This window comes from Flavobacterium sp. BFFFF1 (assembly GCF_002256285.1).
In the GTDB taxonomy this organism is placed as follows: domain Bacteria; phylum Bacteroidota; class Bacteroidia; order Flavobacteriales; family Flavobacteriaceae; genus Flavobacterium.
This window is the reverse complement of record NZ_NKJE01000003.1, coordinates 141430-165098: the sequence shown is the minus strand read 5'-3', so window position 1 is coordinate 165098 and position 23669 is coordinate 141430. Positions and strand designations below refer to the sequence as shown.

25 protein-coding genes are annotated in these 23669 nt (G+C 41.6%); 19 read left to right on the top strand and 6 right to left on the bottom strand.

Annotated elements, in window-relative coordinates; all coding sequences use genetic code 11:
• Positions 1-2 precede the first annotated feature (2 nt).
• Together CFE23_RS03010 and CFE23_RS03005 are read right to left on the bottom strand one after the other, a co-directional pair.
• Positions 3-797, bottom strand: a complete 795-nt coding sequence (locus CFE23_RS03010; RefSeq protein WP_291083800.1) for a hypothetical protein — start codon at positions 795-797, stop codon at positions 3-5.
• A gap of 41 nt (positions 798-838) precedes the next feature.
• On the bottom strand, positions 839-1327 hold the full coding sequence (locus tag CFE23_RS03005) for a cupin domain-containing protein (RefSeq protein WP_291083797.1): 489 nt from the start codon (positions 1325-1327) through the stop codon (positions 839-841).
• 339 nt (positions 1328-1666) lie between these two features.
• Here CFE23_RS03005 and CFE23_RS03000 point away from each other — a divergent pair, with 339 nt between their 5' ends.
• The 5 genes from CFE23_RS03000 to priA all read left to right on the top strand — a co-directional run bounded on the left by CFE23_RS03000 (position 1667) and on the right by priA (position 7451).
• Positions 1667-2035: a hypothetical protein gene (locus CFE23_RS03000; protein ID WP_291083794.1), complete on the top strand. Its 369-nt coding sequence runs from the start codon at positions 1667-1669 to the stop codon at positions 2033-2035.
• Positions 2036-2444: 409 nt separating this feature from the next.
• Entirely contained in the window at positions 2445-3302 is an 858-nt protein-coding gene (nadC, locus tag CFE23_RS02995) for a carboxylating nicotinate-nucleotide diphosphorylase (protein WP_291083791.1), read from the top strand.
• A 126-nt stretch (positions 3303-3428) separates the two neighbouring features.
• Positions 3429-4352 (top strand): YihY/virulence factor BrkB family protein, encoded by a 924-nt coding sequence (locus CFE23_RS02990; RefSeq protein WP_291083788.1) that lies wholly within the window; start codon positions 3429-3431, stop codon positions 4350-4352.
• Positions 4353-4468: 116 nt separating this feature from the next.
• Complete coding sequence (locus CFE23_RS02985) at positions 4469-4894, top strand: DUF2147 domain-containing protein (RefSeq protein WP_291083785.1); 426 nt, start codon at positions 4469-4471, stop codon at positions 4892-4894.
• A 112-nt stretch (positions 4895-5006) separates the two neighbouring features.
• The gene (priA, locus tag CFE23_RS02980; protein WP_291083782.1) at positions 5007-7451 is read left to right on the top strand and encodes a primosomal protein N'; all 2445 of its coding nucleotides are present in this window, start codon (positions 5007-5009) and stop codon (positions 7449-7451) included.
• On the opposite strand, the gene CFE23_RS02975 is transcribed toward priA, so the two are convergent.
• A complete protein-coding gene (locus CFE23_RS02975; protein WP_291083779.1) occupies positions 7445-8143 on the bottom strand; it encodes a LytTR family DNA-binding domain-containing protein in 699 nt (232 codons plus the stop codon). The genes priA and CFE23_RS02975 overlap by 7 nt on opposite strands.
• A 161-nt stretch (positions 8144-8304) precedes the next feature.
• Here CFE23_RS02975 and rpsF point away from each other — a divergent pair, with 161 nt between their 5' ends.
• The 4 genes from rpsF (at position 8305) to CFE23_RS02955 (ending at position 10253) form a co-directional block, all read left to right on the top strand.
• The gene (rpsF, locus tag CFE23_RS02970) at positions 8305-8643 is read left to right on the top strand and encodes a 30S ribosomal protein S6 (RefSeq protein ID WP_291083776.1); all 339 of its coding nucleotides are present in this window, start codon (positions 8305-8307) and stop codon (positions 8641-8643) included.
• A 2-nt stretch (positions 8644-8645) separates the two neighbouring features.
• Positions 8646-8942, top strand: a complete 297-nt coding sequence (rpsR, locus tag CFE23_RS02965; RefSeq protein ID WP_020211613.1) for a 30S ribosomal protein S18 — start codon at positions 8646-8648, stop codon at positions 8940-8942.
• A 62-nt stretch (positions 8943-9004) separates the two neighbouring features.
• A complete protein-coding gene (gene rplI, locus CFE23_RS02960) occupies positions 9005-9445 on the top strand; it encodes a 50S ribosomal protein L9 (RefSeq protein ID WP_291083773.1) in 441 nt (146 codons plus the stop codon).
• Between the two features lie 334 nt (positions 9446-9779).
• Positions 9780-10253 carry a DUF6495 family protein gene (locus CFE23_RS02955; RefSeq protein WP_291083770.1) on the top strand — a complete coding sequence of 158 codons (474 nt, stop codon included), beginning with the start codon at positions 9780-9782 and terminating at the stop codon, positions 10251-10253.
• Here the strand turns inward: CFE23_RS02955 and CFE23_RS02950 are convergent.
• On the bottom strand, positions 10240-10959 hold the full coding sequence (locus CFE23_RS02950) for a helix-turn-helix domain-containing protein (RefSeq protein ID WP_291083767.1): 720 nt from the start codon (positions 10957-10959) through the stop codon (positions 10240-10242). The two genes, CFE23_RS02955 and CFE23_RS02950, sit on opposite strands and share 14 nt — an antisense overlap.
• 416 nt (positions 10960-11375) lie before the next feature.
• Here CFE23_RS02950 and ligA point away from each other — a divergent pair, with 416 nt between their 5' ends.
• Together ligA and CFE23_RS02940 are read left to right on the top strand one after the other, a co-directional pair.
• Positions 11376-13373: an NAD-dependent DNA ligase LigA gene (gene ligA, locus CFE23_RS02945; protein ID WP_291083764.1), complete on the top strand. Its 1998-nt coding sequence runs from the start codon at positions 11376-11378 to the stop codon at positions 13371-13373.
• The gene (locus CFE23_RS02940) at positions 13370-14050 is read left to right on the top strand and encodes a lysoplasmalogenase family protein (RefSeq protein WP_291083760.1); all 681 of its coding nucleotides are present in this window, start codon (positions 13370-13372) and stop codon (positions 14048-14050) included. Before ligA ends, CFE23_RS02940 begins: the two co-directional genes overlap by 4 nt.
• Position 14051: 1 nt before the next feature.
• Here CFE23_RS02940 and CFE23_RS02935 read toward each other — a convergent pair whose 3' ends face one another.
• Together CFE23_RS02935 and CFE23_RS02930 are read right to left on the bottom strand one after the other, a co-directional pair.
• Entirely contained in the window at positions 14052-14960 is a 909-nt protein-coding gene (locus tag CFE23_RS02935) for a metallophosphatase (protein ID WP_291083757.1), read from the bottom strand.
• Positions 14961-15084: 124 nt separating this feature from the next.
• Positions 15085-15864, bottom strand: a complete 780-nt coding sequence (locus CFE23_RS02930) for a 5'-nucleotidase (protein ID WP_291083754.1) — start codon at positions 15862-15864, stop codon at positions 15085-15087.
• Positions 15865-15928: 64 nt separating this feature from the next.
• On the opposite strand from CFE23_RS02930, the gene CFE23_RS02925 reads away from it, so the two are divergent.
• The 8 genes from CFE23_RS02925 (at position 15929) to CFE23_RS02890 (ending at position 23586) form a co-directional block, all read left to right on the top strand.
• On the top strand, positions 15929-16432 hold the full coding sequence (locus tag CFE23_RS02925) for a hypothetical protein (protein ID WP_291083752.1): 504 nt from the start codon (positions 15929-15931) through the stop codon (positions 16430-16432).
• A gap of 2 nt (positions 16433-16434) precedes the next feature.
• On the top strand, positions 16435-17316 hold the full coding sequence (gene dapA, locus CFE23_RS02920) for a 4-hydroxy-tetrahydrodipicolinate synthase (RefSeq protein ID WP_291083749.1): 882 nt from the start codon (positions 16435-16437) through the stop codon (positions 17314-17316).
• A 135-nt stretch (positions 17317-17451) separates the two neighbouring features.
• Positions 17452-18246, top strand: a complete 795-nt coding sequence (gene bamD / locus CFE23_RS02915) for an outer membrane protein assembly factor BamD (RefSeq protein ID WP_291083746.1) — start codon at positions 17452-17454, stop codon at positions 18244-18246.
• 9 nt (positions 18247-18255) lie between these two features.
• On the top strand, positions 18256-18570 hold the full coding sequence (locus CFE23_RS02910; RefSeq protein WP_291083743.1) for a DNA-directed RNA polymerase subunit omega: 315 nt from the start codon (positions 18256-18258) through the stop codon (positions 18568-18570).
• Between the two features lie 9 nt (positions 18571-18579).
• Complete coding sequence (gene coaBC, locus CFE23_RS02905; protein WP_291083740.1) at positions 18580-19791, top strand: bifunctional phosphopantothenoylcysteine decarboxylase/phosphopantothenate--cysteine ligase CoaBC; 1212 nt, start codon at positions 18580-18582, stop codon at positions 19789-19791.
• Positions 19784-20668, top strand: a complete 885-nt coding sequence (locus CFE23_RS02900) for a DUF4835 family protein (RefSeq protein WP_291083737.1) — start codon at positions 19784-19786, stop codon at positions 20666-20668. Before coaBC ends, CFE23_RS02900 begins: the two co-directional genes overlap by 8 nt.
• Positions 20669-20733: 65 nt before the next feature.
• Positions 20734-22386, top strand: a complete 1653-nt coding sequence (gene recN / locus CFE23_RS02895) for a DNA repair protein RecN (RefSeq protein WP_291083734.1) — start codon at positions 20734-20736, stop codon at positions 22384-22386.
• 9 nt (positions 22387-22395) lie between these two features.
• Positions 22396-23586, top strand: a complete 1191-nt coding sequence (locus tag CFE23_RS02890) for a hypothetical protein (protein WP_291083731.1) — start codon at positions 22396-22398, stop codon at positions 23584-23586.
• The last annotated feature ends 83 nt before the right edge of the window (positions 23587-23669 follow it).

The following is a 23669-nucleotide window of genomic DNA, read 5'->3' as shown; positions in this document are numbered from 1 at the left end:
TTTTAAGCTTCCGCTGATTTCATTTGCAGGCTTTTCATTTCCCGGAATATTAAAATCATTATGATTACCCCGAGTATGGCGGATGAAATCGCTGTACCCATTTCCAATCCGCCTTTTTCGATTGGCTTGGTCAGGAAATCCCCGAAAGTCGCCCCAAACGGTCGTGTCAGGACAAACGCGAGCCAAAACAGTACCACTCTGGATAATCTTGTGAAATAATAGGCAAGTATAGTCAGCAATAATAAGCCTCCAACCAGCGCGGCACTACCTGCAAAACCCAAACCGGAGTCGTCGGACAGGAAATCGCCTAATGCCGTACCGAGTGTGTTTGAAAATAATATTGCCGCCCAATAAAACGTTTCGGCGCGTACTGATTTGATTGCAGAAACTGAAATCGTCTTTTCGGTTAATTTCCACGCCGTAAGTATAATCACCAACAGCGACAAGAGGATTAGTGAGCCTTTGGCGTAACCCAACTCCATCGTCCGGTCCATCATATCTGAAATCGTCGTGCCGGCAGTACTGGTGGTCACAATCACAAACCAATAAATTAGCGGATTGTATTTTTTGGCATTGATCTGTGTGAAAAAGGCGAGAAAAAAGAACGACAGGAAAATGATTGAGCTGGTCACATAACCGACTTTCATTGTCTGCGCGAGCAGATCGCCGCCAGTTTCGCCTAAAGTGGTCGCGCAAATCTTGATGATCCAAAAGGAGATTGTAAGTTCCGGTAACTTAGTGGGTATTGTTTTTGTCATGTTCTCGAAACGGAACACGATTGAATGTATTTTGAGCAACGTATCCTTTTAAGCTAATATTAAGCGAAGGTTTAGCTTGCCTATTGCTTGCTTCCGCTGAAATAATCCTCCGGATAAAACTGCTGCCCGTATTGTTCCGCGAGCGCTTTCATTTTTTCCTTATGGTCGTTTTCCGTAAGGTTGGATTGAACCAATGCATCCATTTCTATAAAGAAGTCATCGAGTCCCGCTGGCATCACGGTGCACAATAATTTAGCCGGATAATCCGTCGTGTTTTTAAAGCCATGGACAGCGCCACCTGTGGGGATACTGATGTACGCATTTTCATTTGCGGTATATGCTCCAGTTTCAGATTGAAACGTCACTTCCCCTTCAAGGACAAAAAAAGACTCGTGGATGTCAGTATGGGCATGCAGCCCTGGCCCGGCGCCGGGAGGAACGTGCATTTCGATTACTGCAAATTTCCCGCCGGTTTGTTTTCCTGAGATGACGATTCGGTAATTGCCACCAGCGATGCTCAATTGCAGGCCTTCGCTTTCACTAACGGCGGTTATTTTATTGATGTCCATAATTAGTTGGTTGTATTTACAATTTACGTCAATCTTCTCCGAATGTAATGCTGCCTTTTTTCCATAATTCACCTTCCTGCATCACGTGGCATGACGTATTATTCCCTTTGTTATACTACTGAAGGAGTGCCTCTGCAGCCTCACAATTTTTGCCTTTTGCTGCAAATCCTAAGTCAATCAGCCACCAGGGTAATCTTTCGCGAATTCATAATCTTAATTTATAAGGAGGTTTTTTTATTATCCATAAATGTCGAAATGCTTTATCGTACAGTGATTTCCAAATGTAGTCAAAATACCTTTGGATTTCTTTCTCGATACTCCGGTTGTTTTTGACTACCTTTGAAAGAATGGCCTCCAGAAAAAATAAAACCAATGACAGATAAGAAGCAATTGATACAGGATATGGAAGCCGGGATGGCAAAGATTAAGGCCCTTTCAAGTGAAGCGTTTATGGAAGTGCGGGCGATTTACCGCCCTTTGTTTAAACGCTACATTGCTTTGGAAGCAGATGATTTTCCTGACCCTGGGGCATACGAACAATTTGCTGGTTCGCTGGAATCGCGTACGGCGGCGATGGAATTCGAATTAAAAACCTTGAAAAACCATGATGATGATGAGGTTTTTGACAATTATTTCCAGTCGCGCCATACATTAAAGGGATTTAAGACCCATGTAGAGTTTTTATTGCGCGCTGAGGGAATTCAATAGCGGCTTTTAAATGCATCATACTTAATTGACCTGCGACATTTTAAAATTTCTTTCAGGGATTTCGAATTTATTTTCTTTTCGGGGATCCTTTCCACAGATGCTTTGTTTTTTCGGTATCCAATTTTGGGTCCCACTTGGCGGTTTAATAGCGCCGGCATTGGCTTTCACGCAAATAGGTGTTCCAATATCAACTGAGCGAATGGCTTTGCGTTATTTAGATAGGTGCCAACGCGTGGGTTGAATGGCGTGTAGGGAGTTTTAGTAATTAAAAGATTAGAAAATTAGAAAATTAGAAAAATTGGAAAATTAAAAATTCACGTTAATAGCTCCATAATAATCAATATCTGATTTTCTAATTGACACATTATCTAATTATCTTGTATTTTAGCCACAGTTTTAAATGAATACTATGATTTCAGATTCCCAGTTTCGCAACGAACTACAATTGATTATAGAAAACGCCATCCGCGAAGACGTTGGTCCCGGAGATTACAGTTCTTTGGCCTGCATTCCCGCATCAGCAACCGGAAAGGCAAAATTACTTGTAAAACAGGATGGTATCATCGCCGGGGTAGCATTTGCGAAGATGATATTTCACTATGTTGACCCTTCGCTCGCCATTGATGTCTTTATCGAAGATGGACAGCCGGTAAAATATGGCGATGTGGTGTTCCACGTGTCGGGAAGCTCGCAATCCATTCTGAAATCAGAGCGCGTCGTTTTAAATTCGATGCAGCGCATGAGTGCCATTGCGACCAAGACGCAATCCTATGCAAAATTGCTGGAAGGGACATCAACAAAAGTGCTCGATACGCGTAAGACGACTCCGGGTTTCCGTGCGGCAGAGAAGTGGGCGGTCACCATAGGAGGCGGTGAGAACCATCGCTTTGCGTTGTATGATATGATCATGTTGAAAGACAACCACAATGATTTCGCAGGCGGCATTACAAACGCCATTACCAAAACAAAAGCTTATTTAAAGGAAAACAGCCTTGACCTGAAAATTATTGTCGAGGCAAGGACGCTGGATGAAATACGTGAAATATTGCAGAATGAGGGCGTACACCGCATCCTGATTGACAATTTCAACTTTGAGGACACCAGAAAGGCGGTCGAACTCATCGGCGACAAATGCCAGACGGAATCTTCCGGGAATATCAACGAAAATACGATTCGCGCCTATGCAGATTGTGGCGTGGATTACATTTCTTCGGGTGCTTTGACGCATTCTGTTTACAATATGGACCTGAGCCTGAAAGCGATTTGAGAGTTAGCAATTGAGAATCAGGAATTAAGAATAAAGTATCGGATTTAATTCAGGCACCTTTTTGCTCACAACGCATTTCAATTCCTAAATGCGTAATTCATAATTTGTAATTCATAATTATTTTCAATGTCCGAACAAGTAGAATCCCGTATAGAGAGAATTCCCGTACTCCGGAACCTGATGCATGTGTTGCAACGCATCAAGCTGCCCTGGCTTAACGGGTTTACGTTGTATGATTTACTGGAATTGTATTTTACCGGAATAGGAGAGGGGGCGCTTCCCTACAGGGCGGGTGCGATTGCATTCAGTTTCTTTATGGCGTTGTTTCCGTTCCTGCTGTTTATATTGAATCTGATTCCGTATATCCCGATTTCCGGTTTCCAACAGGATTTCCTGAAGTTTGTCGAAGAAGGGGTGCCGCCAAATACGTATGACGCCATTGCAGCAATCATCAACGACATCATGAACAACAGTTACCAGGGCCTGCTTTCTTCGGGATTCCTGTTGTCAATATTTTTGCAGGCCAATGGACTGAACGCAGTGCTCGTCGGTTTTCAGAAATCGCAGCATGTCGAAGCGCGGCGTGGATTTTTCCGGCAATATTTGGTTGCGCTGGCGATGTCACTGCTGTTAACGTTCATTTTAATATTGACTGTCGCCATTATCGTGATTTTTGAAGTATTTATTCGAAGTACAGACATCCCAGGTATAATCAGTGACAACATTCCGCTCATTGTCCTTGGCCGTTATATTTTCGTAATCCTGATGATTCTGATTGGGATTTCTATCTTGTTTAAATTCGGGACCAAACGCACTGCAAAGCGCGCATTCATATCTGTCGGATCTGTGGTTACGACGATTTTGGTCATTTTGTCTTCCTACTTCTTCGGGATCTGGGTTGTTAAATTTTCAAAATATAACGAATTGTACGGTTCAATCGGAACGTTACTCATCGTAATGTTTTATATTTGGATTAACTGTATGGTGTTGCTGCTGGGTTTTGAACTCAATGTCACCATCAACAGATTGAAAAAGAAAAAGCTTAATTAGGAGCTTAATCCTGCTGTCCGCTGTATCTTTTTTATTTTTTGACGATTAGGTTTTACCAAAACGCCACTCTAAAAATAAAAAAGGATGCCGCTTCCATCAGGGCTATTATCATCCACATGAAGAAACTATTTGTTACAATTGTCTTTCTACTGTGCTGCCCGTTGGTGTTCGCACAGTCGGTTATCGGCAAATGGAAAACCATCGATGACGAAACCGGAAAGGCACTGGCTATTCTGGAAATTTATGAGAAAAACGGAAAGATTTATGGTAAGGTGCTCGATATCCTGAATCCAAAAGACAAGCATAAAACCTGCTCAAACTGCTCAGGTGACGATAAGGACAAACCCATACTTGGCCTGACCGTAATCAAAGGTTTGAAGAAAGACGGCGATGAATACAATGGCGGACGCATTCTCGATCCGAAAAGCGGGAAACTATACAAGTGTTATATTAATCTGGAAGACAGCAATAAACTGAAAGTGCGCGGCTACATCGGAATCTCGTTATTCGGCAGGACGCAGTATTGGCACCGCGTGAAGTAATTAATAATTTACAATTAGTAATTAATAATGAAAGAGTATAGTTTGAAATTCAGGGGCATTCCCAATGCCGCTCGTTATTAATTATTCATTATTACCTATTCATTCAAAAAACATGTTTGCCGAAGTCATTTTACCGTTAAACCTTTCCCGTACTTTTACATACAGCGTCACGGCAGAAGAGTGGGACTTTCTGCAAAAAGGAATGCGTGTCGCGGTATCGTTCGGAAGGAATAAGATTTACACCGGTCTGGTCATCGACCTGCATGAGAATGCGCCAAACTTATACGAAGCAAAGCCTATTGCGCACATCCTTGACGAGAAGCCGATTGTAACGGAAATTCAGATTGCCCATTGGTTTTGGATTGCCTCATATTATATGTGTGCCATCGGCGATGTGTACCGCGGCGCGATGCCATCCGCATTTTTATTGGAAAGTGAAACACTGATTTCGCTGAAACAGGAAACCTATTTTGAAAAAGAAAGCCTTTCGGACAATGAATTCCTGATTTACCGGGCGTTACTGCACCAACCCTCGTTAAAAGTAGCCGATATTATTGCGCTATTGGACCGCAAAAATGTCTTCCCGATCCTGCGTAAAATGATGGAAAACAATATCGTCACCATCCGCGAGGAAATCCACGAAACCTACACGCCAAAGCTCGTTAAATACGTACGCCTGCATCCGGACTATCGCGAGGACGCTGATTTACAGGGATTACTCGAAATGTTGAAATCCGCTAACAAGCAAAAAGACGCCATCCTGAGCTACTTCCAGCTTTCGGCCGAAAGAAAACCTATCCCGATGAAAAGGCTTTCGGAAATTTCCGGTTCATCGCCCGCAGTCATCAAAGGATTATTGGATAAAGGAATTTTCGAAGAGTATCTCATTCGGGAAGACCGTGTTGACTTCGGTGAAGACCCTGGAAATGACACGCTTGACCTCAGTCCGGCACAGCAAAAAGCGTTGACGGAAATTAGCACTGTTTTCAGGTCAAAAGAAGTGTGTCTGCTCCAAGGAGTTACCTCTTCCGGAAAAACCGAAGTGTATCTAAGGTTGATAGAACATTATATTAAGGACGGGGGACAAGTGTTGTACTTACTGCCGGAAATCGCTTTGACAACGCAACTTGTTGGCAGGCTGCAGAAGCATTTCGGAAACAAAGTTTCTGTTTTTCATTCAAAATACAGCAATAACGAGCGTATAGAAACGTGGAATCGCGTGCTCGAAAGCTCTGATAAGGCACAGATTGTCATTGGGGCACGTTCGGCGTTGTTTCTTCCTTTCAATCAGTTGGGATTGATTATTATCGATGAAGAACACGAGCAAACATTTAAGCAACAGGACCCGGCACCGCGTTATCACGCGCGGGATGCGGCGATTGTATTGGCTTCACAACATGCTGCCAAAGTATTGCTGGGATCGGCAACGCCTTCCCTGGAAACTAATTTTAATGCGCAATCCGGTAAATATGGCTATGCCGAAATTACGGAGCGGTTTGGAAATGTGTTAATGCCTGAAATCGAATTGGTCGACTTAAAAGACAAGCACTTCCGAAAGAAAATGACCGGGCATTTCAGTGATACGCTTACGGAGCACATCGCCGAAGCTTTGTCGCTGGGCGAACAGGTCATCCTTTTTCAAAACCGCCGCGGTTATTCACCTGTTGTGGAATGCATGACTTGTGGCCATGTGCCGCAATGCCCGCAATGCGATGTCAGCCTCACGTACCATAAATTTAAAAACCAATTGCGATGCCATTATTGTGGACATTCGATTGCGATGCCCATCAATTGCCACCAATGCGGCAGTGTCGACCTCACAACGAAAGGTTTTGGGACAGAACAGGTGCAGCAGGAACTGGAAGTGCTGTTTCCTGAAGCAAGGGTTTCAAGGATGGATCAGGATACTACGCGCGGGAAATATAGTTTCGAAAAATTGATCGATGGGTTTAAAAACAGGGAAACGGATATCCTCGTTGGAACGCAAATGCTGGCGAAAGGGCTGGACTTTGATAATGTTTCACTGGTTGGGATTATGAACGCCGATAACATGCTGTATTATCCCGATTTCAGGGCGTTGGAACGGAGTTACCAAATGATGGTCCAGGTTTCCGGGCGGTCAGGCCGCTCCGCTAAAAGGGGCAAGGTTATTATCCAAACCTACAACCCAAACCACAACACGATACAGCAGGTTACGCAGAATGATTACCACGGCATGTACAAAGAGCAACTTTATGAACGCCAGATATACAAGTATCCACCTTACTTTCGGTTGATCAAATTAACACTGAAGCACCGTGATTTTGAAAAACTGAAAGCGGGTGCATTTTGGCTTTATGAAGTGTTAAAACAAAATCTGGATATTCCGGTTTTGGGCCCGGAAGAACCTTCCATCAGCAGGATCAGGAATGAATACATTAGGACAATCATGATCAAAATTCCGCAGGAAAAGGCTTTAGGAAGCACAAAAATGACGCTGCGTAAAATACTGAACAGTTTTGAGGCTGTTCCGCAGTTCAGGGCAATCAAAGCAATTGTAAACGTTGATTTTTACTGAGAAACCTCGAGCGCCTTTTTGAGATCTTCTTTTTTGTTGCGGCTTAACGGGATCTTTGTTGGGCCGATTTCGGCAAACTTGCTGTTGAACTTATCAACCTTATCGATATTCACAATGTATGACTTGTGGACGCGGACAAAACGATCTGCCGGTAGGTCATTTTCGAAAGATTTCATCGTTGACAGCACAAGGTGATTCTCATCTTCGGTGACCACTTTAACGTAATCGCCATATGCCTCAATCCATTTGATCCTGGCGGTAAATATCTTGAGTTTCTTAAGTTTACTTTTGATGAAAATATGGTCCCCATCCTCTTCCATGCTTTCTTTCTGCATGTTAAAGAGGTTGATGGCACGTTTTATCGCCGATTCAAAACGGGCGTTCGTAATGGGTTTCTGAAGATAATCTGTTGCATCATAGTCAAATGCCTTTACCGCATACTCCGGTTTTGAGGTAATAAAGACAACCTGTGGCTTTGTTTTAAGGCCATCAAGCAGGTCGAAACCACTTACAATAGGCATTTCGACGTCAAGAAATAACAGGTCAATTGAGTTATATGACATGAAATTCTTGGCCTCGATCGCATTTGAAAATTCACCGACTAAATTCAGGTTAAGGTGATTGCTAACCAGTTTTCCGACAATCATCCTCTGTATAGAGCTGTCATCTACAATTACACAATTCAACTTCATAAATCTCTGTTCTTAAATTTTGGGAATTTTAAAAGTATATCAAATTTTTTAAACAAACTAATTTTTACAGTCAAAAATTGCCTTTCGTCGATTATAATGGGTTAATGCTTGTGCAATTAAATTAATTGATTACTTTTGCACCCAATTTAAAAATATTTTTTATGAATCATTATGAAACTGTTTTCATCTTAAATCCCGTTTTATCTGAAGTTCAGGTAAAGGAAACAGTAAGCAAATTTGAAGATTTTCTTACCGCAAAAGGAGCTGAGATGGTATCTAAAGAGGATTGGGGCCTGAAAAAAATGGCTTACGAAATCCAAAACAAAAAAAGTGGTTTTTACCATTTATTTGAATTCAAAGTTGCCGGTGAGCACCTTATCGCTTTCGAAACTGAATTCAGACGTGACGAAAGGGTTATGCGTTTTTTAACTGTAACACTTGACAAACACGCCATTTCATGGGCTGAAAGAAGAAGAACAAAACTTAAAGCAAAAGCATAATTATGTCTACTATAGAGCAATCAGCAAAAGGAAAAAAAGACGGGGATATCAGATATCTTACGCCTTTGAACATTGAAACCAATAAAACCAAAAAATATTGCCGTTTCAAGAAATCCGGAATCAAATATGTAGATTATAAAGATCCAGATTTCCTATTGAAATTCGTGAACGAGCAAGGGAAAATCCTTCCACGCCGTTTAACCGGAACTTCATTGAAATACCAAAGAAAAGTGTCGGTGGCTGTGAAAAGAGCACGTCACTTGGCTTTAATGCCATACGTGGCCGATTTATTGAAATAATTTAAAAATCAGTTGTTGGTTTCCATCAAACGGAACCTAACTTCTATAATAAGGACAACAACATGGAATTGATCTTAAAACAAGACGTTCAAAATTTAGGTTTTAAAGATGATGTCGTTACTGTGAAAGCAGGTTACGGACGTAATTTCTTAATTCCTCAGGGGTTTGCACAAATGGCAACACCTTCAGCTAAAAAAGTATTGGCTGAAAACCTGAAACAAAGGGCTCACAAAGAAGCTAAAATCGTTAACGATGCTAAGGCTTTGGCTGAAACCCTAAAATCATTGGATATCAAACTTTCTGCAAAAGCAGGTGGCGAAAAACTTTTCGGTTCGATTACGAATATCGATCTTGCTGAAGCTTTGGCTAAAGCAGGACACGAAATCGACAGGAAATTCATCACAAGCGGTATCGTGAAACGCACCGGGAAATACAATGCTTCTGTGCGTTTACACAGGGATGTTGTAGTTGACCTGCCTTACGAGATTGTAGCTGAGAAATAGTAGCTGATCTAATGAGCAGCTGATTTGCAAAGTGTATAGAAATCCCGATGAAAGTCGGGATTTTTTTTTTTTTGGAGCTAATCCCGCTTTCCGCCTTTATCTTTTTTATTTTTTTACTTCGGGTGCCGTCGAAGGGCAAATCCGAAAAATAAAAAAGGATGCCGGCTTCAATCGGGGCTAGGGTGCTGTTAAACTTCGAAATTCGTTTTTCAACATCCGGTTTTCAACAATTTTGACTAATGGACAACGAAATTTGAATGGACAAGTTCCAAAACTTTATAACTTTGCAACTTTAGACTTTCAACTTCAAACTTTCCAACCCAGCCCCGCCCAAATGAAATACGCACGCCTCACTAAAGAACAATTCGAAGAACTGCACCCGGAGTTTATAAACTTCCTGGCCACCCAATCCATTGACAAGGCAGAATGGGACAAGATCAAGTCCGAAAACCCTCAGATCGCAGAGCAGGAACTTGATGTTTTTTCCGACCTGATCTGGGAAGGTGTGTTAACGCGTGCGGAATACCTGGAGCATTTCTCGAAAAACCACATTTTTCTTTTTCATGCAGGTGATGCTCAAATTAAATCTTTGGTGCTCAAATCACTTGACGGAAATGTTGATTTCCTGACCAAAGCCGGATTGCAATGGCTGGGCGACAATATGTTTACCGATACCATTGAAATGAAGATGGGAACAAGGGATTTCGGCGAAGACCGCAATGCTTCTATTTTTGCGCTGATACAACAGGGCGCATTTTTGAGTGATGGCCAACTTTACCGCCAGATTATCTCGGTTATGAACTCTTGAAATCAATCAGTGCGCGATCGATTACCTTAATGCTGTCGTTAATAAACTTGAATTTGTTATCGACGTTCATGTTGTAAGATAAAGATGCCTTAATCAGCCAGATTTCATTAATGTCTTCCTCCCTCATATTGACATTGTTGAAAAAGGTATTTTCACTGGTCAGCAGATAAACGTCTTTTTTATCGGCAATGCGACGGATACGGTTAATAAACAACCCTTTTTTTCTGCTGATGATTACAGCCAGACTGTTTTCCGGGATTTCACTAAGTTTAGTCTCTTCACAAATTACAAATGAATTCTCCTCGATAATCGGGAACATATTATTGCTCAACACCTGGAAAGCGCGTGAATTGCTGCCGATGATGAACGGAAAATTATATCTAGGGAGTTTTTCTACGAGTTCGTCAGAGCCCATGCAGTATTCGAATTGTACTTCGCGGCTCACAAGTTTCGTCTGTACCGGTTTACTTAAATCGTTCTGCCTGGTCGTTTTCTTTTCCAGCAAAATTTCATTAAGGTCCAGTTCCATTTCCTGGCAAATGCCGATTATGGCAGGGTAATCCAATGTATTCCTCTTTTTCCAGGTGGAAATGGTATTCGGCCTGATATTCAGCATCCTGGCCAGATGAATATCTTTTCTGATTTTTAAAGCTTGCTTTAATCTTAGAATAACCGATTCGGCGTCAATAATTTTGTCTTCTTGCATTTTCCTTCAATTGTTAAAATGATTTTTGCTTTTGTGTGTGTTTGTGATATTGCAAATAGCATTCGTACTGTACTTATGGAAATGAACGTGTAAGAAATATTCGCAAATGAAGTTTTTGGTTATGCTTCATCTCGAATAGGTTAACGATAGAATTTGGGGACGGCATCTATTTTAAACTCACAAAATGTCAATGGCTTGTCTTGTAAAAGAGCTTTCAAATATACTATTTTAAATGAGTTTTATATCAAAAGATTACAAAAAAAAGTGTTTTATTTCATTTCTTACTAATGGTATGCTAAATACGCACAAAAATATCTTTAAAATGAGGCCGAAATCGGTAGCGGTCTTTTTACCTAAAGCAGATAAAATTTATTAAATTGGCACTTTAAATTCTAACGTTTATATTCCGGAAATAAATGGAAGTTAAGGCAAAAATTCAGGCGCTGCGAGACGAACTTAATCAACACAATTACAATTATTATGTAGTCGATAAGCCCACGATTTCTGACTTAGAATTTGACCTGAAACTGAAAACACTTCAGGAATTGGAGAACCAGCATCCTGAATATTTCGATGAAAATTCCCCTACACAAAGAGTCGGTGGTACGGTTACAAAAAACTTCCCGACCATTGTTCATGAAAACCGCATGTACTCGCTTGACAATTCCTATTCCAAAGAAGACGTAGAAGATTGGGAAAAGCGGATACTGAAAGTTCTGGGCGATGTCAACCCGGATTTTACCTGCGAGTTAAAATATGATGGCGCATCCATAAGCCTTACCTATGAAAATGGGTTGCTTAAACACGCCGTGACCCGCGGCGATGGCTTCAAAGGCGATGAAGTCACTACAAATGTAAAGACGATAAGATCAATCCCATTGCAACTAAAAGGAGATTTTCCCGGCCGTTTTGATATCAGGGGAGAAATTATTTTACCACTGGCTGGCTTTGAAAAAATGAACCAGGACCTGATTGAAATTGGGGAAATGCCTTATGCTAATCCAAGGAATACCGCATCTGGGAGTATAAAGCTGCAAGACAGCGCTGAAGTGGCCCGTCGCCCATTAGACTGTTTATTATATTCGATTGTTGGCAATAAACTGCAGTTCAAAACGCATTATGAGGGATTACAGCACGCACGTGATTGGGGTTTCAAAGTCCCGAAAGAAGCACAACTGGCCAAAAACCTAACAGAAGTTTTTGAATTTATTGATTATTGGGACACGCACCGCCATAATCTTCCCTATGAAACAGATGGTGTGGTCATCAAAGTAAATTCATTGCACTTTCAGGACGAATTAGGATATACCGCCAAAGCGCCGCGTTGGGCAATTGCCTATAAATTTAAGTCGGAGCAGGTGTCTACCCGGCTGAATTCGATTTCTTACCAGGTTGGCCGGACGGGAGCGATTACCCCGGTAGCCAATTTGGAGCCGGTACAACTCGCTGGGACCGTCGTGAAAAGAGCCTCCTTACATAACGCAGACCAGATTGAAAAGCTGGACATCCGAATTGGAGACGAAGTATACGTTGAAAAGGGAGGTGAAATTATTCCCAAAATTATCGCCGTCGACCTGTCGAAGCGAAGACCCGATACATCCATTACAGCATATATCACGCATTGCCCGGAGTGTCATACTGCATTAATAAGAAACGCTGGCGAGGCGCAGCACTATTGCCCGAATTACTACGGATGTCCTCCGCAGATAATAGGGAGAATTCAACATTACATTTCCAGGAAAGCAATGGATATTGAAGGGCTGGGCGGTGAGACTGTAGCATTGTTGCACAACAACGGACTGATAAATGATTACGCAGACCTTTATAAATTGAAAGTGGAAGATGTACTGCCGTTGGAGCGTATGGCGCAAAAATCAGCTGAAAACCTGATTAACGGTATCGAAAACTCAAAGCAAATTCCATTTGAACGGGTGCTGTTCGCGCTTGGAATACGGTATGTAGGGGAGACAGTCGCCAAAAAACTGGCAAAACATTATAAAAATATTGACGCAATGGCTGGCGCAAGTTTGATGGATCTCATTCTCGTGGACGAAATCGGAGAGCGGATTGCGCAAAGTGTCATTGAGTTCTTCTCCAATGAAAAAAATGGTTTGATTATCCAAAGGCTTAAAAGTTATGGTGTGCAATTGGAAGCCGTCGAGCGCATTAACCCAGACGCGACGGACAAGCTACAGGGAAAGATCTTTGTGGTGTCCGGGGTGTTTGAAACATTTTCCCGAGACGATCTTAAAAAGGCGATTGAAGACAATGGTGGAAAAGTGGGTAGTGCTATATCGGCTAAAACCGATTATGTCGTCGCTGGGGACAATATGGGACCTGCAAAACTTGAAAAGGCGACAAAACTAAATGTACCAGTGATCTCCGAATCAGATTTTATTAAAATGTTGCAATGAAGATAGATACCCCTGCCTTGATCACTTATTTCGCAGCGGCATTGCTTTGCGTACTGTTTGGCTGCCTTGGAATGAATGACTGGGTTATATTTCCGAAGGCGGTGGTCGTACCCTCTATATTTTATTATTATTACGTAAACAATAATTACACAATCAGCTTTGATAAGGCCATTATCTTTTTGCTGGCGTTCACCGGTGATGTCTACAGCATGATGGAGTATGAAACGTCATTCCTGGTCTCTTTCGGATGTTTTATGCTGATTTACCTCATGATCCTGCCGCAGGTAGCGAAGGATTTTATGACAAATAAATTCAGGAAAGGGGATGCGCTCCCCATTTTAATCGTATTGGTATTTATCACCTACCTGCTCATCACAATGTTGCGTCTCGATTTCAAAAACGAACAGCGGTTCTTTCAATTGTTCCTTATATATGGGATCATATTGGCGGTAATGGGAAAACTGGCCATCCTGAATTATATTGCGAAAGGTTCCCGGAAAACAATTAGTTGTGTGTTGATGTGGACCTGTTTCCTGCTCTCGGATATTTTTTATGTGCTATACCATTTTTATGTCGCATTCTGGATGTTCGAAATCATATATGTGTCGGCGCAGCTGCTGTCTTACTTCTTCATGGCAAGGTATTTTTTACGGCGGGATCAGCTGATTAATTCCTGACCTATACCGAAATTACCCTGGACACATTTGATTTTTGATCTTGATCAAAGTAAAAATCGATTCTTCCTAGGTTTATACCATAGCAGCCCACCTGATTCACCAGTACGTCATTCCCATCAAGGTTTTTAACGATAGTGGGTTTGTCAAGGAAGGTATGCGTATGGCCGCCAATAATAAGGTCGATGTCTTTAGTTTGTGCCGCTAACTTCAGGTCGCATATTTTTTCAGGATCATCTTTATAAGCATAGCCCAAATGGGAAAGGCAAATTACCAAATCACATTTTTCTTCCTTTTTGAGTTTTTTCACCATCTCGGTAGCCATGTCAACGGGATTAAGGTACACGGTTTCCTTGTAATTTTTTTTATCGACCAGTCCTTCGAGCTCCACACCTAACCCGAAAATGCCAATCTTAATGCCGTCTTTTATAAAAATCTTATAAGGCTTTACAATGCTGTCGAGGATGGTATTTTTAAAATTGTAATTGGCTGAAACGAATTCAAAATTCGCATTGGGCAGCTGCTTGTAAAAACCTTCAATGCCGTTGTCAAAATCATGGTTGCCCATCGTAGCCAGATCATATTTCATCATGCTCATCAACTTGAATTCCAATTCGCCGCCATAATAATTAAAATAAGGCGTGCCCTGAAAAACGTCACCGGCATCCAGCAGGAGTACATTTGGGTTTTCTTTGCGGATGCTTTCAACCAGTGAGGCGCGCCTTGAAACACCACCTTTATTCGCGTTTTTTGGATCGTCTGCCGGAAACGGATCGATGTGGCTGTGTACGTCATTGGTGTGCAAAATCACCAGATGCTTTACGCTTGTCGCGAAACCCATCAGCGGTACGCTTGGCAAGGCAAGAAATGCTGATCCTGCCGCAGTCTTTTGTATAAAATCCCTTCTCTTCATTTTTTTAGGAGCTTAATCCTGCTCTCCGCTGTATTCCCAATTTTAAAAACTACGGCTGGCACCTTGTTTTTTAAATTGGGAGATGCCGCTTCGATCAGGGCTAGAGTATGTATTCCGTTTGCTATTATTCAACAGAAATGCGCTGGTCATGACGCACTTCCAAAGTATCCACATCCTTAAAATAATCAATCAGGATGTTACGCAGCTTGTAATCCAAATCATATTTGGCCACAAATTTTTTAAAAAACGCCATGTTGTCACCGCCATTTGCCAGATAATCTGAAGTGACCACGTAGTAGGTTTTTTCGGTGTTCAAGGGGTTGCCGCCGACCAGGATATCCTTTGGGGTTTTGTCTTTACTAATTGTAAAGGTCATTCCGGACAATGGATGGGGTTTGTGTTCTTTAATGATATAAGTGGCAATTTCTTTCAACTGTTCTCCCTTAAGCGCTACGACGATCGCACTGTTTTCAAAAGGCATGACTTCGTATGCTGTTCGTGCGGTGACATTTCCTTTGGCAATGCCGGCACGTATTCCCCCGTGGTTGAGTAAGCAAATGTCAATTTGCAGGTTTTCACGTGTCTTAAAAATTGGTGTGCATCTTTGCATAGTCACATCGGACATAAAGTTACCAATGTTTGTCTGCCATTCCCCAGTAAATTTTTCGAGTGTTTCCGGTGCGTAAGCCAAAATAGCGCTCAGATCTTCATCAATGTGTTCCCGATAGGGCTTTACAAAGGCGTCAATCGCCGCGGTCTCCGGTTGAGAATTGTTGATGCCAATCTGCTTTCCTTCTATTCTGGTGACATAATTTCTGTGTGGTCCACAACTAAAAAAAAACAGAAATGTTAAGAATAAAACAAAATGCTTTACGGCTACGTTATTGTTTTTTAGATTTACCATCGATTTTTGGCAGTAATTTGAGTAAATTTGTAAATCAAGTAAAAGTAATATGTTTTTAAAGTTTTTGAAGAATTTTTTATTAAAAAGAAAGTTAAAAAAAAGCCTCTCTAACGTTAAGAACAATTTTGATGGAAACAGCATCAGTTCGGTCGGTATCCTCATTGATGAAAGCTATTTTGATGCCCGTGAAGCATTTGTTGCCGAACTGGTGAACAATGGAATTTCTAGGGATCATGTTACGGTTCTCGCCTATAGGGATAGGATTAGAAAGAATGAAGTTTTTGATTATCCAGTTTTCAGCCTGAAAGACATCGATTGGGACGCTCATTTTCACAGCGACGCGGTAACGAATTTCATTAGCCAAAACTTTGACCTGCTGATTAGTTACTACGATATTGAAAAAGCACCACTTTTGTTGGTGACACAAAGGTCTAAAGCCTCATTTAAAGCCGGATTTTCCACTATTGACAAACGCCTGAACCATTTCATGATCACTACGGTCGCAGAAAGTTATCAGGTCTTTATCTCCGAACTATTTAAATACCTCAAAATTTTAAACAAAATTTAGTTATGCAACCATTCTTCGGTACCGGCGTTGCGCTGGTAACTCCTTTCAAAAAAGATTTTTCCGTGGATACGGAAGCCCTTGTAAAAATTGTCAATCATGTCATTGATGGCGGTGTCGAATATCTTGTGGTTCTTGGAACGACCGGAGAGCCGGCAACACTTACGGAAGGGGAAAAGGAGTTGGTTATTGATACGATTGTGCAGGCAAACAATGGAAGGCTTCCTCTGGTGCTTGGTGTTGGGGGGAACGATACGGCCGCAGTGGTGGCTGAATTGAAAACCCGCGATTTTTCAAATTTTTCGGCTGTGCTTTCGGTATCGCCTTATTATAACAAACCAACACAGGAAGGGATTTACCGCCACTTCAGTGCGATCGCAAACGCTTCACCGGTTCCGGTTATCCTATACAATGTTCCCGGAAGAACAAGCAGCAATGTATTGCCAGCCACCATTATCCGGCTTGCGAACGAATTCGAAAATATCATCGGTGTGAAAGAAGCTGCAGGCGATATGGTACAGGCCATGAAGTTGATACAGATGAAACCAAAAGATTTTCTGGTCATTTCAGGCGATGACATGATTACGCTGCCTATGATACTGGCGGGGGGAGCAGGCGTAATTTCGGTGATCGGCGAGGGGTTTCCTAAGGAATTTTCCGAAATGGTACGCCTTGGATTGCAAAGAAAAACAGATGACGCGTACGCGCTGCATTACAAGATAGCAGATTCGATTGACATGATTTTTGAACAAGGTAATCCCGGCGGAATTAAGCAAATTCATAAAGCGTTAGGGCTTTCGGAAAATACCGTTCGGTTGCCACTTGTTGAAGTCAACGAAGAATTGGCTGGACGGATTAATAGTTTCGTAAAATCACTGGGATATTAAGTCTGAGACATGTCAAAGACACCCACAAAAAAATGTTTTGTAGTCTGCAATTAATAACTAAATTTGCTGCTTGATTTTCAGTGAATATTACAATCCCTGATTTCCGGCAAAATCATTAAAATTCAAAAAATAAAAATGAAGAAATTTATTTCTCTGCTATTTGTTCTCGTGTTGTTCAGTTCCTGTAGCGAATACCAAAAAGCGCTAAAGAACGAAGACACCGCAAAAAAATACGAAGTAGGGACGAAAATGTACGATAAGGGCAAATTTTCTAAGGCGCTGAGGCTTTTTGAACAGATTGCACCTTCTTACCAGGGAAAACCACAGGCAGAGAAGTTGTTTTATATGTATGCCAAATCTTTTTATGCTGAAAAGCAGTATTATCCAGCGAGTTATCAGTTCGATAAGTTTTCTTCCAGTTATCCAAAAAGCGAGAAAGCCGAAGAAGCAGCTTACCTTGCAGCATACAGTTTTTCTAAATTGTCTCCGCGATACAGTCTTGACCAGGTCGATACATTCAAAGCCATTGATAAATTGCAGTCGTTCATCAACAATTATCCAAATTCTGAATACCTGACTGAGGCTAACCGCATTGCGAAAGAGCTAAGGGAGAAGATTGAAAAGAAGAATTTTGAGGTTGCCAAACAATACAATACGATTTCAGATTACAAGTCAGCATTGGTAGCCTTCGATAACTTCATTGCAGATTTTCCAGGTACGCCCTACAAAGAAAAAGCATTATATTACAAATTCGACTCGGCTTACAATCTCGCTATAAACAGTATTCCTTCAAAAATGGAGGAACGTCTGCTGGTGGCGAAAAGTGCTTATGCAAGCCTTATGAAATTTAATGCGTCCACCGAATATAAGGCCAAAGCAGATGATATGCTGGCCAGAATTGAAACAGATTTAAAACAATTTTCTAAATAATAATAAGTCATGGATTTAAAAAAGACGAATGCTCCGGTGAATACAATCACTTATAATAAAAGCCAGATTGAGCAACCAACCGGAAATGTGTATGAGGCAATCACAATTATGGCTAAAAGAGCAAACCAGATTAACTCTGAAATCAAGAAAGAACTTACTGAGAAATTGGAAGAGTTTGCTACCTACAATGACAGTCTTGAAGAAATTTTCGAAAATAAAGAGCAGATTGAGGTTTCTAAATTTTACGAAAAATTGCCAAAACCCCACGCTTTAGCAGTGCAGGAATGGCTGGAAGATAAAATCTACCACAAAGATTCCAAATAAATAGTATCTATGTCAGTTTTACGCGGTAAGAAAATATTGCTGGGTGTTTCTGGTGGCATTGCCGCATATAAAACTGCAGGTTTAGTTAGACTTTTTATAAAAGCAGGCGCGCAGGTCCAGGTAGTCATGACGCCTGCCTCTAAAGATTTCGTCACACCACTGACGTTATCGACACTCTCGAAAAATCCCGTCCATTCCTCGTTCTACAATGATGACGATGAAAATGCGGTTTGGAATAATCATGTCGATCTTGCACTTTGGGCTGATCTGATGGTTGTTGCGCCTGCAACGGCAAATACACTGTCGAAAATGGCTTCCGGGACGTGTGATAATTTGCTTACTGCAACCTATCTTTCTGCAAAATGCCCCGTTTATTTTGCTCCTGCAATGGACCTCGATATGTACAGGCATGGATCGACACTCGATAATTTTAACATCTTGAAACGATTCGGCAACACGATCATTCCTGCTGAAAGCGGAGAGTTGGCGAGCGGATTATCGGGCGAGGGCAGGATGGCTGAACCAGAGAATATAGTGCATTTTATTGAGAGCGATATTGCTTCCCGATTGCCTTTGAAAGGAAAAAAAATCCTAATTACTGCCGGGCCCACATACGAAGCGATAGACCCTGTGCGTTTTATAGGGAATCATTCATCCGGAAAAATGGGATTTGACCTTGCAGAATCAGCCGCTGGACTCGGCGCTACCATTATTTTGATTACAGGCCCAACGCACTTTACCGCTAAAAGTGGCAATATCGAAACCATTAAAGTGGTGTCTGCACAGGAAATGTATGACGCATGCCATCGTTTTTATGGAGAGGTGGACGTTGCCATTGCCGCAGCTGCGGTCGCGGATTATAGGCCGAAAATAGTTGCCGGAGAAAAGATTAAGAAATCATCGGACGAATTTACCATTGCGTTAGAAAAAACAAAGGATATTCTTGCATCGATGGGACAGGCTAAAAAAAATCAGTTTTTAATTGGGTTCGCACTGGAAACAGAAAATGAAATTGAGAATGCCAAATTGAAAATTCAAAAGAAAAATCTCGATTTGATTGTCCTTAATTCGCTGCGCGATGAGGGTGCTGGATTCGGGAAAACCACAAATAAAATCACTTTTATCGATAAGAATTTTAATATTGAACCGATGGAACTGAAGGCTAAGGAGGCCGTTGCCGATGATATTTTAAATAAAGTAATAACACATTTCAATGCGTAAAATTCTCTTTTTTCTGCTGTTTGCTACCGGCATTTCAAATGCCCAGGAATTGAATTGCGAAGTCAGGATAAACTCCGACCGCGTTGGAAGTACCAATCAACAGATATTCAAAACACTGGAGAAATCGCTCAACGAGTTTGTGAACAAAACCAAGTGGACAGAAACCAGTTTTAAAACAAAAGAACGGATAGACTGCACGATGTTTATCAACGTGGCTTCATACAGTGGAGACCAGTTTTCCGCAACACTGCAAATACAATCTTCACGTCCGGTATACAATTCCACCTATTCTTCACCGGTCTTCAACTATAATGATAAGGATTTCAATTTCAAATATGTTGAATACGAGAACCTGTTTTTCAACCCGAATAGTTTTGACTCAAATCTGGTTTCTGTATTGGCATTTTATGCCAATATTATCATAGGACTCGATGCAGATACCTATTCATTAATGGGTGGGACAGACTACTTTAATGCTGCGCATTCCATTGCCAGCGTGGCACAACAGGGAGGTTATAAAGGCTGGAGCCAGCAGGACGGGAACCAAAATCGTTTTTTCCTGATTAACGATTTGCTTTCGAATACCTTTGCACCGATCAGAGAAGCACTATACGATTACCATATTGGCGCGCTTGATGTTTTCGGTGAAAATACAAAAGCAGGTAAAGAAAAAATAAAAGCAACGCTGATGACATTGCAGAAAGTTTATGATACGCGGCCAAACGCGTTTTTAACCCGGGTTTTCTTCGACTCAAAAGCGGATGAAATTGTTTCTATTTTTTCAGCCGGTCCATCGATTAATATTGCTGACCTTACTGAAATGCTTAATAAACTTTCGCCAGTGAATTCATCAAAATGGTCTTCCATTAAATTTTAGGGTAACTTATCGATTGGTTTTTGACAGGCGATTGCGTAATATTGTAATCCACTTAAAAAAATAAGATGCTCATTTCCCTCTCCATTAGGAATTTTGCTTTAATTGAAAAATTATCCATCGATTTTTCCGATGGATTTTCTGTTATTACAGGAGAAACCGGCGCGGGAAAATCCATTCTGCTTGGTGCCTTGGGATTGGTATTGGGCAAGAGGGCAGACCTTTCATCACTGCGTAAAAAAGACGAAAAATGTGTGGTCGAAGCACATTTCGATATTGCAGCGTATACACTTCAGGACTTTTTTAAGCACAATGACCTCGACTATGAGGACGTGACAATTTTAAGGAGGGAAATTTTGCCCACAGGAAAATCCCGCGCATTTGTTAATGACAGCCCGGTTAATTTGCCGGAACTTCAGGAATTGGGTTTGTTTCTAATCGATATCCACTCACAGCATCAGACCCAGGAGCTTTCGGACGAAGGCATTCAGTTTAAAATTATCGATGCAATTGCCGATAACGCAGATCAGCTTGCAGCGTTTGAAGTGCAGTTGAAAGGATATAAAACCAGGAAGCAACGACTTGCAGATTTGACTTTCCAACTACAGGAGGCGAATAAAGAGCAGGATTACAATGCGTTTTTACTAGACGAACTTGTTGCCACCGCCCTGAAACCGGGTCTGCAGGAAGAGCTGGAAGCGGTAAACGAACAGCTGAGCAATGTGGAAGCCATCAAAGAATCATTTGCGAAGGTGATTTCGTTAGGAGACAACGAGCAGTTCGGCGTGCTGCAGCATTTGAAGGAAATCAAAGCGTCACTTCAGAAGATCGCCTCAGTTTCCAAAGAATATGCAGTGCTTCTTGAAAGAACAGACAGTACGCTGATTGAACTGGATGATATTTTCGGCGAAATAAACCGACACACTGAAAAGCTGATTGACGATCCCGCGGCACTCGAAAAGGTAACACAGAAGTTACAAGTGATTTATGCGCTCCAGAAAAAACACCAGGTACAATCGGTTGAAGAACTGATTCAGCTTCAGGAAACACTCTCCTCGAAAGTTGCAGTTGCCGGTGATCTCGAGTCCGGAATACAGAAGTTGAAAGAAGAAATCACCGCAGACGAGAACGGCCTTAACGACAAAGGTGCTGTAATTCATCAAAGGCGAAGTGAGGCAATCCCTAAATTATCGCTGCAATTAACTACAATCCTGTCTCAATTGGGAATGCCCGACGCCCGGTTTAATATACGGATTGTGGAATCGGATCATTATTTTTTGAATGGCAAAGACGAGTTGCAATTTTTATTTTCGGCGAATAAGGGATCTGATTTCGGATTGCTGAAAAAAGTGGCCTCCGGGGGGGAAATGTCAAGGATTATGCTGGCAGTCAAGGCCGTTTTAGCCAGGTACTCTAAACTGCCAACGATTATTTTTGATGAAATCGATACGGGTGTTTCCGGCGAAATTGCCAATAAAATGGGAGAGATTATGAAGTCGATGAGCCATGAAATGCAGGTGTTTGCGATAACCCATTTGCCTCAGATTGCGGCTAAAGGCACCTCACATTTCAAAGTATTTAAATCAGTGTCCAATGAACAGACTCAATCTGATTTGAAACAACTGTCACCTGAAGAACGCATTACCGAAATTGCCGAAATGCTTTCAGGAAAAGACATTACCGATTCTGCGATCATGCACGCCAAAGCATTATTAAGCTAGCCGACCGCAATGAAAGCGTACACGATAAAATCCAGCCAGAAATTGTTTATCTGCCTTATTGCGGCGATGGTTATCGGGCTTTTCGGCTGGCTGCTTGTACTGCCTTTTGTCTCGGGCGTAAATCATCCACCGGAACCTGACAGCTATTGGATATTGGTTCCATTTTCAATGATTATGATCCTTCTCATGGTCTATCTGCTTTGCCAGGTATACAAATCTAAAGTCATTATGGATGAGGAGGAGATTGTCTTAGTAAGCGCTTTTTCCAGAAGGACGCTTTCGTTTGACGAGATCAGGGGATACCGTTTCACCGGCAAGGTTCTCCTTGTCGAACCATTTGACAGATCAAAAAAGAAAATAAAAATTAGCTCAAGTTACGAGGGTTATGACGAAATCGAAAATTGGTTCGTGCATTCATATCCCAATTTGGATCGGGAAGAAGCTGAAATGGAAGAGCGGGAAATACTCATGAATCCTGTTTTGGGCAAGACAGAGGAAGAAAGGGCTGTCAAACTCACGAAGGCGCGAAAAACAGCCAAAGTATTAAACTGGATCAGTGGCCTGATTGCGGTTTGGGCATTTTTTTTAGGTGATATACCAGCAGTCGTCGCTGCAATATTGATTCCGTTGGTGGCTATTATCGTCGTAAAACTTTCGGAGGGCCTAATTAAAATAACTGCAAAAAGGGAAAGTGCTTTTCCGAGTGTGATGCCCGCCATACTCCCTTCTACAATGAGCCTTGGAATGCGGGGAATGATATTCTACAACCTTTTTGATATTCAGGAGTTTTGGGCGCCTATGTGGTGTACTACTTTGCTGTACCTGATTTTATTGATTTCAGTGAAGGCTTTTAGGTTTCGTAAAAAAAATGATATAGTGCTTTCTATTATGTTGTTACTTTTTGTCCTGGGTTACAGTTATGGCAGTGTTACCTGTCTTAATTGTAGTTTGGATAACTCAGTTCCAAAGAAATATAGTGTAGTTGTCCTGGGCAAGCGGATTTCAAAGGGCAAATCAGATACTTATTATATTAAGCTTGCCCCATGGGCTGGATTAAAGACTTCGGACGAAATTGATGTGCCGAAAAAGATATACGAAATAACCAGTACTGGGAAAACTGTCGATTTATTCCTGAGACCTGGTGTTTTAAAAATATCTTGGTTTACCGTGGGGCAGCCATTTCCAAAATCAGGATTGTAATAAACAAAGCTCGGTTACAATAATAGGAGGCTGCTGAAATCCCGTTTATTTTTGTTAACTTCGTTCCGCTTTTTAAACAAAAA